This is a genomic window from Streptomyces sp. SD31, from assembly GCF_052068475.1.
Classification (GTDB): Bacteria; Actinomycetota; Actinomycetes; order Streptomycetales; family Streptomycetaceae; genus Streptomyces.
This window is the reverse complement of sequence record NZ_JBQHCX010000025.1, coordinates 87,195-98,976: the sequence shown is the minus strand read 5'-3', so window position 1 is coordinate 98,976 and position 11,782 is coordinate 87,195. Positions and strand designations below refer to the sequence as shown.

General features: G+C 71.3%; 14 protein-coding genes and 1 pseudogene. 4 read left to right on the top strand and 11 right to left on the bottom strand.

What is annotated here, in order from left to right:
- Window positions 1-149 precede the first annotated feature (149 nt).
- Together ACTMVF_RS39485 and ACTMVF_RS39480 are read right to left on the bottom strand one after the other, a co-directional pair.
- Complete coding sequence (locus ACTMVF_RS39485; RefSeq protein ID WP_441275914.1) at window positions 150-602, bottom strand: flavodoxin family protein; 453 nt, start codon at window positions 600-602, stop codon at window positions 150-152.
- Window positions 603-649: 47 nt separating this feature from the next.
- Window positions 650-1,474, bottom strand: coding sequence for an ANTAR domain-containing protein (locus ACTMVF_RS39480; protein WP_441275913.1), 825 nt, complete (start codon window positions 1,472-1,474; stop codon window positions 650-652).
- Between the two features lie 129 nt (window positions 1,475-1,603).
- Between ACTMVF_RS39480 and ACTMVF_RS39475 the strand changes: the two genes are divergently transcribed.
- Window positions 1,604-2,026: a helix-turn-helix transcriptional regulator gene (locus tag ACTMVF_RS39475; RefSeq protein WP_441275912.1), complete on the top strand. Its 423-nt coding sequence runs from the start codon at window positions 1,604-1,606 to the stop codon at window positions 2,024-2,026.
- Window positions 2,027-2,096: 70 nt separating this feature from the next.
- Here the strand turns inward: ACTMVF_RS39475 and ACTMVF_RS39470 are convergent, their stop codons facing one another.
- Both ACTMVF_RS39470 and ACTMVF_RS39465 read right to left on the bottom strand, forming a co-directional pair.
- Window positions 2,097-2,978, bottom strand: a complete 882-nt coding sequence (locus ACTMVF_RS39470; protein WP_441275911.1) for a YegS/Rv2252/BmrU family lipid kinase — start codon at window positions 2,976-2,978, stop codon at window positions 2,097-2,099.
- 72 nt (window positions 2,979-3,050) lie between these two features.
- The gene (locus ACTMVF_RS39465; RefSeq protein WP_441275910.1) at window positions 3,051-4,649 is read right to left on the bottom strand and encodes an FAD-binding oxidoreductase; all 1,599 of its coding nucleotides are present in this window, start codon (window positions 4,647-4,649) and stop codon (window positions 3,051-3,053) included.
- Window positions 4,650-4,722: 73 nt separating this feature from the next.
- Between ACTMVF_RS39465 and ACTMVF_RS39460 the strand changes: the two genes are divergently transcribed.
- Together ACTMVF_RS39460 and ACTMVF_RS39455 are read left to right on the top strand one after the other, a co-directional pair.
- On the top strand, window positions 4,723-5,322 hold the full coding sequence (locus ACTMVF_RS39460; protein ID WP_441275909.1) for a TetR/AcrR family transcriptional regulator: 600 nt from the start codon (window positions 4,723-4,725) through the stop codon (window positions 5,320-5,322).
- Window positions 5,319-6,902: a glycerol-3-phosphate dehydrogenase/oxidase gene (locus ACTMVF_RS39455; RefSeq protein WP_441275908.1), complete on the top strand. Its 1,584-nt coding sequence runs from the start codon at window positions 5,319-5,321 to the stop codon at window positions 6,900-6,902. The genes ACTMVF_RS39460 and ACTMVF_RS39455 overlap by 4 nt, the downstream gene beginning before the upstream one ends.
- A 150-nt stretch (window positions 6,903-7,052) precedes the next feature.
- Here ACTMVF_RS39455 and ACTMVF_RS39450 read toward each other — a convergent pair whose 3' ends face one another.
- Window positions 7,053-7,691 (bottom strand): class I SAM-dependent methyltransferase, encoded by a 639-nt coding sequence (locus ACTMVF_RS39450; RefSeq protein ID WP_441275907.1) that lies wholly within the window; start codon window positions 7,689-7,691, stop codon window positions 7,053-7,055.
- 159 nt (window positions 7,692-7,850) lie between these two features.
- Window positions 7,851-8,618 carry a maleylpyruvate isomerase family mycothiol-dependent enzyme gene (locus ACTMVF_RS39445; RefSeq protein ID WP_441275906.1) on the bottom strand — a complete coding sequence of 256 codons (768 nt, stop codon included), beginning with the start codon at window positions 8,616-8,618 and terminating at the stop codon, window positions 7,851-7,853.
- A gap of 105 nt (window positions 8,619-8,723) precedes the next feature.
- Here ACTMVF_RS39445 and ACTMVF_RS39440 point away from each other — a divergent pair, with 105 nt between their 5' ends.
- The gene (locus ACTMVF_RS39440) at window positions 8,724-9,443 is read left to right on the top strand and encodes a lipoprotein (RefSeq protein ID WP_441275905.1); all 720 of its coding nucleotides are present in this window, start codon (window positions 8,724-8,726) and stop codon (window positions 9,441-9,443) included.
- A gap of 165 nt (window positions 9,444-9,608) precedes the next feature.
- On the opposite strand, the pseudogene ACTMVF_RS39435 reads toward ACTMVF_RS39440, so the two are convergent.
- The 5 genes and pseudogenes from ACTMVF_RS39435 to ACTMVF_RS39415 all read right to left on the bottom strand — a co-directional run.
- A pseudogene (locus ACTMVF_RS39435) lies at window positions 9,609-9,680 on the bottom strand (endo-1,4-beta-xylanase); the annotation flags it as partial.
- Window positions 9,681-9,732: 52 nt separating this feature from the next.
- The gene (locus ACTMVF_RS39430) at window positions 9,733-9,879 is read right to left on the bottom strand and encodes an endo-1,4-beta-xylanase (RefSeq protein WP_441275904.1); all 147 of its coding nucleotides are present in this window, start codon (window positions 9,877-9,879) and stop codon (window positions 9,733-9,735) included.
- 32 nt (window positions 9,880-9,911) lie between these two features.
- The gene (locus ACTMVF_RS39425; RefSeq protein WP_441275903.1) at window positions 9,912-10,550 is read right to left on the bottom strand and encodes an SRPBCC family protein; all 639 of its coding nucleotides are present in this window, start codon (window positions 10,548-10,550) and stop codon (window positions 9,912-9,914) included.
- Window positions 10,543-10,905 (bottom strand): ArsR/SmtB family transcription factor, encoded by a 363-nt coding sequence (locus tag ACTMVF_RS39420; RefSeq protein WP_441275902.1) that lies wholly within the window; start codon window positions 10,903-10,905, stop codon window positions 10,543-10,545. The genes ACTMVF_RS39425 and ACTMVF_RS39420 overlap by 8 nt, the downstream gene beginning before the upstream one ends.
- A gap of 90 nt (window positions 10,906-10,995) precedes the next feature.
- Window positions 10,996-11,775 carry an alpha/beta fold hydrolase gene (locus ACTMVF_RS39415; protein WP_441275901.1) on the bottom strand — a complete coding sequence of 260 codons (780 nt, stop codon included), beginning with the start codon at window positions 11,773-11,775 and terminating at the stop codon, window positions 10,996-10,998.
- Window positions 11,776-11,782: the final 7 nt, after the last annotated feature.

The following is an 11,782-nucleotide window of genomic DNA, read 5'->3' as shown; positions in this document are numbered from 1 at the left end:
GTGGGGCGTCTTCGCGTGCTGCGTCCCAAGGAAGTACTCCTACGCCTCGTCGTCGTTCAGGGCATGAAAATCCCCCGGCCCTATACGGAGACGAGCGGCGCACTGTTCAAAGGCCGCACGGATTCACAGAAAATTCCTTAGGAGCGGGGTCACTTCATCAGGCCGGCGGCAAGCGTGGCGCCCAGTTCCCAGCACGCCTCGATGTCCGGTTTGCCGGGTTCCCCGGTCACTGTCACGGGTTGTGCCGTGCGTCGCCAGGCGAGGCCGGTGGTGATGGAGCCGATCGCCCGGACGGCGCCGGTGACGTCGCTGCCGCCGTGGACGTAGTAACCGAAGGGGCGGCCGCGGGTCGCGTCCAGGCAGGGGTAGTAGACCTGGTCGAAGAAATGCTTGAGGGCTCCCGAGATGTAGCCGAGGTTCGCCGGGGTGCCCAGGAGATAGCCATCGGCGTTCAGTACGTCGGAGACCGTGGCCGACAGTGCCGGTCGCCGTACGACCTCGACGTCCTCGATCTCGGGGGCCGTCGCGCCCGAGATGACGGCTTCGAGCAGGGCCTGACAGTTGGGCGAAGGGGTGTGATGCACGATCAGCAAGGTAGGCACACCCCGAACCCTGCCGGTGCGCCGCCGATCGACGCAACCGCGACGGTTCAGTCGGCGGCTTGGGCGGGCTCTTGGCCCTTCGCCTCGCCTCCCGTCGTTTCCGCGCCGGAATTGACCCTGGCGACCGCCGAGGACAGCTGTTCCTGCACGGCTTCCGGCAACGCGTCGCCCTTGACCGCGGTGACCAGGTCTCCGGCCAGGGAGTGCAGCTTGGTGTTGGTGTTCTGGGAGGCCGCGACCAGGACCGTCCAGGCCTCCTCGGAACTCAGGCTGAACGAGGCCATCAGGATGCCCCGGGCCAGGTCGATGGTCGGCCGGGTCTGCATGGCCCGTCGTAGTTGGGCGACCTCGATCCGCAGGTCGTAGTCGGCGCCCTCGGACGTCTCCATGTCCTGCGTCTCCATGTCCTGCGTCTCCGTGTCCTGCGTCTGCGTGTCCTGGACGTGCTTGACCGGCGTGCCCTGGCCGTCCGGGTTCGGGCGGGCGAACAGCGCTTGTGTGCCGGTCAGGGCGAGCAGGCGATCCACTTCCGTGCTCGCGTGGTGGATGGCGATCGTCTTGGCCTGCGCCAGGGCTCGCCGACGCTGGGTGAGCAGGATGTTGAGGGCGGAGCAGTCGCAGAAGGTGACGCCCCCCAGATCCAGGTCGATGCCGTGGACCGAGCGGTGCAAGGCTTCGCGCAGGACGCCGCGGAAGCGCTCACTGGAATCCAGGTCGAGTTCTCCGCTGACCTTCACGGTGATCCGGTCACCGTCCGGGTGTATGGCGGTCACCAGCGAGCACGCCCGGGCGGACGCCGATGCGCCGCCGGCGTCCGCAGGGTCGGCAATGCCCCCCGCATGGGGGTTCGCAGAGGACGCGAGCTCTGCCATGACCGCCTCTCCCTCAGGTACTCCCGGTCTCGGTACCAGACTGAACCCGAACTGAGGGACACGTCAACAGATACATGAAATGCAGTGCGTGTATTTGTATACGTGAACATCCAGTCGTAGGCTTGGTACATGGACGGAGTCCCTGAGCCGCACACCGGATGGACCTTTCTGACGAACCATGCCCGTGTGCTGGCGGCCATCGCCGACAACCCGAACATCCGCATCCGGAACATCGCCGCGCATTGCCGGCTCACGGAGCGCGCCGTCCAGAAGATCATTTCCGATCTGGAGCAGGAAGGGTATTTGTCGCACACCCGCGAGGGGCGCACCAATACCTACCGGATCGCCCCGGCCAAGGTGCTGCGTCACCCCGCCGAGGCCGGGCTGACCGTGGCCGCGTTGCTCTCGCTGCTCGCCCAGGACGAGGCCGATCGCACCTCGCTCGGCCAGGACGAGGCCGATCGCACCTCGCTCACCCAGGAGGCCGATCGCACCTCCGCCCCCCAGCAGTTGAGGACGGCACGCCAGCGGATGCCGGTGGACGGCGGATGAGCGGTGGCCGAACCCGGCCGTCGGCGCGACGCCGACAGCTCCGGCCCCCGCTCGGCTCAGTACGCGCGGCTCAGCTCAGTACGCGCAGCGCTCCCGGCAGGACTCTGACCGTGACCGGGAGAACCGCCTCGACCTCGCCGTCGGCGCCGTAGGGCACCTCGCGGTCGGCCTCGATGCGGATTTCCCTGCCCCGCAGGATCCGCACCTGGGGGCGGTGGACGTGGGTGCCCGTCTTGAGGTCGTTCATCAGGGCGAAGAACAGTCGGCGCGGCGCTTCCCGGATCATGACGACGTCCAGCAGGCCGTCGTCCACGCGGGCGTCGGGCGCGATGAGGCGGCCTGAGCCGTAGTAGCCGGAGTTGGCGGCCACGACCGTGTAACCGGTGAGAGGGTGTTCGCGGCCGTCGACGGTGACCCGGTAGCGCGCGGGACGCCAGGTGGTGACGGCGCGCAGTCCGCCCGCGTAGTAGGAGGCGGCGCCGCGCAGGAGTGTGGCGTTGTTGGCGTGGCGGTTGGCCAGGGCGTCGACGCCCGCGTACACGCTGCCGAGGACCACGGTGCGGTCGTGGACGGCCGACTCGACTTCGATGGTGTCGACCCTACGGGGCTCGTGGTGGAGCAGTACCTGTGCGAGTGCCGTGGGTTCGGTGGGGAGGTTCAGCGCCCGGGCGAAGTCGTTGCCCCGGCCGGCCGGGACTAGGCCGAGCAGGGCGTCCGTGCCGCTGAGGGCGCCGCCGATGCCACCGGCGATTCCGTCGCCGCCGACGGCGAGCACCACCCTGCCGCGCTGTCCGGCGTCCCGGGCGAGGTCCCGGGCGTGGGGCAGGCTGCGGCTGTACTCGGTCTCCAGGTCGGCCCCGGCCTCCCGCAGCAGCCGGGCCACCTGCAAGAGGGCGGCAGCTGAGGCGGATCCGCCCGCCGTGGGGTTGACGATGGCGGTGAACTGTCGCATCGGGGAGCCTTTCGGGCCGACGGGAGGGTGCGCCGGAGGCGGGTGCGGGTGGATGAGCGGGTGGGTACGGGATCAGTCGGTGGGCAGGAGGACGCCGGGGTTGAGCAGGCCCGCCGGGTCCAGTCGGCGTTTGACGGCTTGCAGCGCCTCGATGCCCAGGGGGCCCGCCTCGCGGACGTACCAGTCCCGGTGGTCGGTGCCCACGCCGTGGTGGTGGGTGATCGTGCCGCCCGCGGTGAGGATCGCCTCGTTGGCGGCGTGCTTGGCCCGCTGCCAGTGCGCCACCGGGTCGTCGCCCTGTGCCGAGACGACGGTGAAGTACAGGGAGGCGCCGTTCTCGTAGACGTGGGAGATGTGACACATGATCAGGGGCGGGGTGCCGGCCTCGGTGAGCGTGGTGGTGAGGGCTTCGCGGACCGAGGCGTACAGCTCGGGGACGCGCGACCAGAAGGTCGCCGTCTCCAGTGTCTCCGCGAACGCCCCCGCGTCCAGCAGGGAATCCCGCAGGTAGGGGGCCGAGTAGCGGCCGTGCGCCCAGCGCTGTCCCGGTTCCTCGCCGAGCGGGGTTCCACCGCACACGCGCAGGACGGCCGCGGCCCTCTCCCGGCGGTACGAGATGTCCGCTTCCGCGCCTTCGTAGCCGGTGATCGCCATGCATCCCGCGGACTGGTGCCCGGCGACGGAGGCGCCGATCGCGTCGGGCTGGGCGAGGCCGATCAGCGTCTCGGTCTCGTCGGACAGCCGCAGGACCGTGGGGCGCGGGCCGTCCTGGGCGAGGCGGCGCAGCGCGGCGGCGCCTTCCTCGAAGGAGGCGAAGCGCCAGCCCTCGTACACGCGGGCCTGAGGGACGGGGCGGATCCGGACCGTGACGGAGGTGATGACGCCGAAGGCCCCTTCCGAGCCGAGGAGGAGCTGGCGCAGGTCGGGTCCGGCCGCCGAGCGTGGCGCGCGGCCGGTGTCGAGGGTGCCCTCGGGGGTGGCGAGGGTCAGGCCGAGGACCATCTCGTCGAAGCGGCCGTAGCCGGCGGATGCCTGGCCGCTGGAGCGGGTGGCGGCGAATCCGCCGATGGTGGCCCACTCGTAGGACTGGGGGAAGTGGCCGAGGGTGAAGCCGTGTTCGGCGAGCAGCGCCTCGGCCTGGGGGGCACGCAGGCCGGGTTGCAGGGTGGCGGTGCGGGAGACCGGGTCGAGGGCGAGCAGCTGGTCCATGCGCCGCAGGTCAAGAGCGACGAAGGGGCTGCGCCGGGTCGGGGCGAGGCCGCCGACGACGGAGGTGCCGCCGCCGAACGGGACCACGAGCAGGCCGTGTTCGGCGCATGCGCGCAGTACGGCGAGTACGTCGTCGTGGTCGGCGGGGAGTACGACGGCTGCGGGGATGTCGTCGACTTCGCCGTCGCGGATCCGCAGCAGGTCGGGGGTGGACTTGCCCCGCGTGTGCCGGATGCGGGTCTCCGCGTCGGTGCGGACGTGCTCCTCGCCTCCGACGGCGGCGAACAGGGCCTGGAGCGCGGGGGGTTCGAGGCGCGGTTCGGGTACGGCGATGTCCTCCAGGGCGAGCGGCCCGGCGGTGCGCGGCTTGACGCCGAGCAGGTCGCGCAGCAGCCCGGTCACCGTCTCGGGCAGCGGCGCCGCCTTGGCCGGGTCGCCCCAGCCGCTCCACAACATGTCCATGGCGCTCGTCCTCACCGGTCGTTTCGAGCGATGCCGTGTCCCGGACGGCCTCGCAGGCGTTACACTGTGACACATGACGCCTATTCGTCACAACCACTCGGACAGCGACGCGGTGCTCGACGCGGTGCGCGACTGTGTCCTGGCCGTCGGTGTCCGCCGTACGACGCTGACCGACGTGGCCCGCCGCGCGGGTGTCTCCCGGATGACGCTGTACCGCCGATGGCCCGATGTGCGCACTCTGGTGGGGGACTTGATGACCCGGGAGTGGGTCGCCGTGGCCACCGGTGCCATGCCCGAGCGGCATCCCGGGGCCGACACGCGTGGCCTGATCGTCGACGGGCTCGTGGCCGGGGTGGCGGCCTTCCGCGCCCATCCGCTGTTCCGGAAGATCGTCGACGTCGATCCGGAACTGCTCCTCCCCTACGTCCTCGACCGACGCGGCGCGAGCCAGGAGGCCCTCATCGCGCTGCTGGCCGACGCCCTGCGCGAAGGCCACACCGACGGGTCCGTACGCACCGGCCATGCCGAACGGCAGGCGCGGGCGCTGCTGCTGATCGTCCAGTCCTTCACCCTGTCCCTGCGGACCATGACCGACGAGGACGACGCCGACCTGAGCAGCGAGGCCTTCCTGGCGGAACTGCGCAGCATCCTGGAGAGGACCCTCACCCCATGAGCACTGCCACTCCCCCGGTTCCCGGATCCTCGCTGTCCGCCGCCCGGCGCTCGCGCGAACTGGCCGAGACGGTCGGCGGTCCGGCCGTGGACGTCCTGGTCGTCGGGCTGGGCGCGACCGGCGCCGGGGCCGCCCTGGACGCCGCCGCCCGAGGCCTGACGGTCGCTGCCGTCGACGCACACGACCTGGCCTTCGGCACGTCCCGGTTCAGCAGCAAGCTCATCCACGGCGGGCTGCGCTATCTCGCCTCGGGGCAGTTCGACGTGGCCCACGAGAGCGCGGTCGAACGCGGGGTGCTGATGGAGCGCACGGCACCGCATCTGGTGCGGGCCCAGCCCTTCGTCCTGCCGCTCACCCCGCTGGTCTCCCGCGGGCAGTCCGCCCTGGCCTGGGCCGGATTCCGGGCGGGTGACACCCTGCGCCTGGCGGCCCGTACCGCCCGCGCCACCCTGCCGGCCCCGCGCCGGCTCTCCGCGGTGGAGACCCGGCACCTCGCCCCCGCCCTGCGCACCCAGGGCCTGCGCGGCGGTCTGCTGTCCTGGGACGGCCGGCTCACCGACGACGCCCGCCTGGTGAGCGCGATCGCCCGCACCGCCGCCGCCCGCGGGGCCCGGATCCTGACCCGGGTCAGGGCCCTGCGGCTCACCGCCTCCGGCGCCGTGATACGTGACGAACTCACGGGCGAGGAGGGCGAGATCAGGGCCCGAGCCGTGATCAACGCGTCCGGCGTCTGGGCGGGGGGCCTGGTGGACGGCATCCGGATCCGCCCCTCACGCGGCACGCATCTCGTCCTGCGCGCCGACCGCCTCGGCCCGCTGCCCGCGGGGCTCCACGTCCCCGTCCCCGGGGAGACCAACCGCTTCCTCCTCGTCCTGCCCCAGGGCGACGGCCGGGTCTACGTCGGTCTCACCGACGAGCCCGTCGACGGCGACATCCCCGACGTGCCCGAGGTACCCGAGACGGACATCGGTTTCCTCCTCGACGTCCTCGGCTCCGTCCTGGACGTCCCGGTCCAACGCTCCGACGTCGTGGGCGCGTTCGCCGGACTGCGTCCCCTGCTCGACACCACCCCTGCCGAGCAGTCCGGCGCGGCTCCCCGGACCGCCGACATCTCCCGCCGGCATGCGGTCCTCACCTCGCCGGACGGCGTGATCACCGTGGTCGGCGGCAAGCTCACCACCTACCGGCGCATGGCCGAGGACGCCGTCGACGCCGCCGTGGCCACCCGCCGGCTCACCGCCGGCCCCTCCCCCACCGCCGCCCTTCCCCTCGTCGGCGCCGCATCACCCGACGTGCTCGGCTCGCTCCGGGCGCCGCGCCGCCTCGTCCAGCGCTACGGCACCGAGGCACCGGCCGTCCAGGCGCTCGGCGCGCGCGATCCCCGGCTGGGCGAGCCGGTGCTGCCGGGGCATCCCGTCACCGCAGCCGAACTGCTCTGGGCCGTACGCCACGAAGGTGCCCTGGACGAGGCCGACCTGCTCGACCGGCGCACCCGCATCGGGCTGGTGCCCGCCGATCGGGCGGCGGCGCTGGATGTGGCGCGCGAGGTGCTGGGAGAGGCGTTGGCCCAGCAGGGTTGAATACTGGTGAGCCGGCCCCGGGGTGCGGCATCAATGGGAGCGCCGACGGGTCTGCGGCCACGGAACTGCCGTAACAGGATAGGGAGTTGTGGCTGTCGACACCGACCGGCCGCGGCTCGGGACGAGCACGGCACGGTCGAGCGCTCTCCGTCAGGCGTCGCTGCGCCGGAGCCGCCACACGTGGTCGTCCCGGAAGCCCTCCACGCCCTCGGGCGACACGTTCACGCTGCGCACCGTCTCCAGCGTTTCCACGCTCCAGTCGGCCTGCGGCAGGGCGAGTTCGTCGAGGACGCTGTGCAGCGTGGGGAACTCCGCCTCGAAGGGTGGCTCGCTCTGCCACGACGGCCAGCCGGCGTGCATGACGATCAGGAGGGTTCCGCCCGCGGCGACCGCCGCTGCGGCCTGCCGCAGAACCCGCTGCTGGTCCAGTGCGACCGGCGACTGCAGGTACTGCGCGTTCACCAGATCGAAGGAGCCCTCCGGGAACGTCTCGCCCAGCACGTGACGTTCCCAGACCGTACGATCGCTCACGCCTGCCTCGGTGGCGTGCAGGGCGGCACGTTCCAGAGCCGTGTGCGAGATGTCCACGCCGGTGACCCGCCAGCCGCGCGAGGCGAGCCACACCGCGTCGGCCCCTTCGCCACAGCCGAGGTCGAGCGCGCGGCCCGGCCCGAGGTCGCCGGCCTCGCGTACCAGTAGTGCGTTGGGCCGGCCGCTCCACAGGCGGCCACCGTCTCGGTAGCGGGCCTCCCAGAAATCGGCGGCCCTCAGGGCGGGGGTCTCGGTCATGGCGCCTCCCGGATGCGCAGGGGTCGGGGAGGGACTCGGACTAGCGTGGCTGCCCTGTCCCCCAGTGAAGAAGCCTGCGGGACGCCTCGGAGAGAGCCAAAGGTTCTTGCCGATTCGGCAACGCGGCGCAGCGGCGTTGGGCACACGGGCTCCCCGAGGTCACGCCTCCAGCCAGAATCCCGTGCGGATCAGCCAGAGATCGAGCAGGGCCGTGTCGCCCTGCACCTGGACGGCGCGTGCGGGGCGCCGGTAGAGGAACAGGAGCAGGGCCGTGACCGGCCCCTGTACGGCGACGGTGGCGTCGTGGCATCCGGGACGCCAGGCCGGACGGTCGCCGGTGAGATCGACGAGCCATGCTCCGCCGTCGGTCGTGTGGAAGCCGAGCGTGCGGTCGGAGGCGAGCAGGCCGGGCAGGTCCGGGCGGGGTTCGAACGCCTCGGAGACGGTCGAGAACTCCAGCCATTCCTCCACCGCGTCTACGGCGAGGTCGTCGTCGAGCGTGAACTCCGTGCCGGTGACGAGCGCCGCGTCGGCCCGGTGCACGACCGTCTCGTAGGTCATGCGGCGGGCCCAGAAGGACGCGGAATCCCGGTCATCGGCCGGAGTCCACACGCGTGCGTCGGGGCCGGAGGAGCGGAGGGTGGTGCTCAGGGCCTCGGCGCCCTCGCTGAGCCAGGGGGTCAGGAGGGACTCGTTCTCGTGGGTGTAGTCGGACAGGTCCTCGGGGAACGGACGGGCGCCCCCGGTCCGTACGACCTCCTCGGCCCATCGGTGGTCGCCGCCCACGTGCCGCAGCAGTTGGCCGAGGTTCCAGCCGGGGCAGGACGGCACCGGCGCGGTCATGTCCGCGCCTCGTATGTGGGCCGCGAGTTGTTCGGTCTGGGTGACGATCTCGTCGCAGTAGCGGTCGAAGGGCAGCGAGGTCATCGCCTCATGATGCCGCAGGGGCAGGACCTGCCTTGTCAGTGCTCTCGGATACTGTGTGCCGCCTGAGCAAGATCAGACGGCAAGATCGGGTGGGGAGAGAGAACGATGCTGGTGGGGGCGGGAAAGGTGCGGCGCCGGCTGGCCCAGGTCGCTTTGCTGGCCGGGGTGCTGACGGGCTGTTCGGGGGCCGCTGAGGTCGACGGGACGAAGACCTCGGCGAGCGCCTCGGCGTCGGCCGACGCGGCGAGTGACAGCGATACGGCGGTGAAGAGCGGCGGCACCATCGGCGCCGCCGGGTCGGCCTGTGAGCTGCCCGTCACGTTCGACATCGCCGAGGACTGGGAGGCGGAGGCCATCGACACCGGGGCGGCCGAGGAGAAGGGGGCCGGCAGCGGTGAGGGCTCCGGCGATTCCGAGAAGGACGAATCGGCCCAGGAGATCGTCGACGCGCTCCTGTACCAGGGCCCGGTCGCTGCCGCCTGTGAGGTCGACGCCAAGCCGGCGGGGAACATCGGCTTCCTCCGGGTCTGGACGGGCAAGCGGGGGGACGCTGACGCACGCGCCGTACTGGAGGCCTTCGTCGCGGCGGAGAACGGCGCGAGCAAGGAGAAGTACAGCACCTTCAAGGCGGGCGGCCTCGCCGGTGTCGAGGTGAAGTACCTCTACACCAGCGAGCTCCTGGAGGAGACGAAGGAGGAGTCGGCCATAGCCGTCACCACCGAGAAGGGCCCGGTCGTCATACACCTCGGCGGACTGGACACCGACGAGCACCGGGCGATGCTGCCGGCGTACGAACTCGCCAAGCGGACCCTGCGCACCGCCTGAGCGACGCGGGGTGTCCGGCGCGGACGGCGAGCGCGCCGCGCCGGACACAGGACCGTGGGTGGTCGGACGAGGTACCCGGAGCCGGTCAGGACACCAAGCACCGCGTTGTACGGCCGGCTTCTTGTCGTAGTTGCCGTCGAACAGCAGCGGTGTTCCGCTCGCGCGCCAGGTGTACTTGTCGGTGACGCCCCAGAGGGTGATGCCGGTGCAGCGCGAGACCACCAGGAAGGCCCGCACCACGTTGCCATAGCTGTTGGCCTGTGCCGTTCCGGAGCCCTCGATGTCCGGCTCAGTTTGGCGGCCGGGTCGGCGGCGCGGGCTGTATCGCCGATCTGCGGTCGGGGGTGCCGAGTCCCGCGACCCAGCTCGGTAACCGGGAGTGCCAGACCAGGGTGTGGCCGCGGACCTTCATGCCTCTGCTCTGGGCGTGGTTCACGATCTGCTCGGCGGAGCCGAAGGCAAAGACACCTACGACTCGACTCCGGTGTAGAACGCGATCGTCGCCCTCGTCGTGGCCGTCACGGTCTCCTCGTCGGCACCCGAGGCGGCGTAGGCCTCTCCCCACAGCTCGCCCGACCGCGTCGCGTACGCCTTGCCCTCGTCCGAGAGCTGCCAGGCCTCGGCCTCCTCCCTGCTCATCCCGCCCCCGGCGAGGTGCATGCCGAGGCCCAGCAACGCCCCGTCCCAGCCGACACCTACGGCTCCCGGCCCGAACCTGCCCCAGAAGTCGGGCGGCACCACGGCCACGTGCTCCAGCTCCAGCACCGTCCGCTCCTCGCCCTCCGGCGTGAGCCGCACCTCGACCTCGCTGAAGCCGGGATCGGGCCCGTACAGCCAGCTGACCCGCAGCCGTGTCGGCTCCTCGCACTGCAGGATCTCCCCGCCGGCCTGGCCCTCCAGCTGGTAGCGCCCGCCCACCTTGAACTCTCCGCTCACCGGCAGGAACCAGCGGCCGATCCGCTCGGGCGACGTCACCGCGTCCCACACGTCCGCGATCTCGGCGTCGTAGGTGCGCCGCAGCAGCACCGTGCGAGCCTCGCCCGCCTCGACCTGCCGTACACCGACCTGCCGGTGCAGGCGGTTCAACTCGTCGACGATCTCACTCATCCCCGCTCACGTCCTTTCTCCGTCTGCGTTCGCGCTTGCCTCGCGCGAGTTCCGTTCCGAGGGCGTCGAGCCGCTGCTCCCAGAAACCGCGGAACCTCTCCAGCCAGGCGTCCACCTCCCGCAGCGGCGCGGCGTCGACGGCGTACAGCCGCCGTGTGCCCTCCGCCCGCACGGACGCGAAGCCGCTCTCGCGCAGCACCCTCAGGTGCTGCGAGACAGCCGGCTGGGAGATCCCGAACTCTTCCTGGATCACGGCACTGATGTCACCCGATGCCTGCTCGCCGTCGGCGAGCAGCTCCAATATCCGGCGCCTGACCGGATCACCCAGCACATCGAAGGCGTGCACGGTGCCCACTATGCCAGTGCCTGCTTATATAAGACAAGACTTAAATAAAGCGCCTGGTCGGGCCGGGGCCCGAGCTGGGTGTCCGCGTGTTTCTCCCGCCTATCCGCGGTCGGCGAGGAAGCGGTCGAGTGCCACCGTCAGTTCCGCCGGCTTCTCCACCGGTAGTTCGTGGCCGGCGTCCAGGATGCGGATCACCGCGTCCGGGTAGGCCTTGGCCATCCGCAGCATCTGGGCGACGGGCAGCTGGATGTCGTGATAGCCGTGCACCATCAGGGTGGGCGTGGCCATCTCGCCGACCCTGTCCAGCACATCGAAGGCGCGCATGGCGCCGTAGAGCGTCATGACGACCTCGCGGGGAGTCTCGGCGGAGCCGCGGATGTACGCGCGAACCTCCTCGCGCGGGTAACCGGGCGCGAAGGCGCGCTTGATGTTGGCGGCGACGAACAGCTTGAAGGGGGCGAGCGTCGAGGCGGCCATCAGCAGGGCGCGGCCCCGGCTGTAGGCCATCCTGCCGATGGAGTTCACCAGCACCATGCGTTCGACTCGCTCCTGGTGGGCGAGGGCGATGGTCTGGGCGATCATGCCGCCCATGGAGTGGCCGATGATCACGAACCGCTCGATCTTCAGGTGATCGAGGAGGGCGAGTACGTCCTTCGCCAGGTCGTCGATCGTGCGCGCCCCCGATCCGCTGCTCTCGCCGTGCCCGCGCAGGTCGAGGCGGACCACGCGGCGCGCCTCGGCGAAGTGGGCCACCTGGTGGTCCCAGCGGTGCCGGTTCGCCGTCCAGCCGTGGACGAACACCAGGGGCACACCGTCGCCGTCGCGGGGGCCCTCGTCGTCGTACGTCAGTGTCGCGCCGTCGACTTCGAGCTGCGGCATGGGTGGC

Bases quoted from the DNA above. Each gene is read 5' to 3' on its own strand.
- ACTMVF_RS39425 (WP_441275903.1), bottom strand. From the start codon at position 10,550: ATGAGTGAGATCGTCGACGAGTTGAACCGCCTGCACCGGCAGGTCGGT.
- ACTMVF_RS39450 (WP_441275907.1), bottom strand. From the start codon at position 7,691: ATGACCGAGACCCCCGCCCTGAGGGCCGCCGATTTCTGGGAGGCCCGC.
- ACTMVF_RS39480 (WP_441275913.1), bottom strand. From the start codon at position 1,474: ATGGCAGAGCTCGCGTCCTCTGCGAACCCCCATGCGGGGGGCATTGCC.
- ACTMVF_RS39440 (WP_441275905.1), top strand. From the start codon at position 8,724: ATGCTGGTGGGGGCGGGAAAGGTGCGGCGCCGGCTGGCCCAGGTCGCT.
- ACTMVF_RS39415 (WP_441275901.1), bottom strand. From the start codon at position 11,775: ATGCCGCAGCTCGAAGTCGACGGCGCGACACTGACGTACGACGACGAG.
- ACTMVF_RS39470 (WP_441275911.1), bottom strand. From the start codon at position 2,978: ATGCGACAGTTCACCGCCATCGTCAACCCCACGGCGGGCGGATCCGCC.
- ACTMVF_RS39475 (WP_441275912.1), top strand. From the start codon at position 1,604: ATGGACGGAGTCCCTGAGCCGCACACCGGATGGACCTTTCTGACGAAC.
- ACTMVF_RS39445 (WP_441275906.1), bottom strand. From the start codon at position 8,618: ATGACCTCGCTGCCCTTCGACCGCTACTGCGACGAGATCGTCACCCAG.
- ACTMVF_RS39455 (WP_441275908.1), top strand. From the start codon at position 5,319: ATGAGCACTGCCACTCCCCCGGTTCCCGGATCCTCGCTGTCCGCCGCC.
- ACTMVF_RS39460 (WP_441275909.1), top strand. From the start codon at position 4,723: ATGACGCCTATTCGTCACAACCACTCGGACAGCGACGCGGTGCTCGAC.
- ACTMVF_RS39465 (WP_441275910.1), bottom strand. From the start codon at position 4,649: ATGGACATGTTGTGGAGCGGCTGGGGCGACCCGGCCAAGGCGGCGCCG.